Origin of the sequence: Granulicella sp. L46, from assembly GCF_009765785.1 — a bacterium.
Classification (GTDB): Bacteria; Acidobacteriota; Terriglobia; order Terriglobales; family Acidobacteriaceae; genus Granulicella.
The window spans coordinates 1-307 of sequence record NZ_LMUT01000036.1 but is presented as its reverse complement, the minus strand read 5'-3'; the positions used below and the strand labels follow the sequence as shown (position 1 = coordinate 307).

General features: G+C 58.0%; 1 rRNA gene. It reads right to left on the bottom strand.

Going from position 1 to position 307, the window contains the following annotated elements:
* A 16S ribosomal RNA gene (locus tag GSQ80_RS23180) occupies positions 1 to 307 on the bottom strand; the annotation flags it as partial.

The following is a 307-nucleotide window of genomic DNA, read 5'->3' as shown; positions in this document are numbered from 1 at the left end:
ATCCTCCCGGACTACAGGGGTATCTAATCCTGTTCGCTCCCCACGCTTTCGCTCCTCAGCGTCAGTAATGGCCCAGAGATCCGCCTTCGCCACCGGTGTTCCTCCTGATATCTGCGCATTTCACCGCTACACCAGGAATTCCGATCTCCCCTACCACACTCTAGCCTGCCCGTATCGAATGCAGACCCGGGGTTAAGCCCCGGGCTTTCACATCCGACGCGACAAGCCGCCTACGAGCTCTTTACGCCCAATAATTCCGGACAACGCTTGCGCCCTACGTATTACCGCGGCTGCTGGCACACTCAAT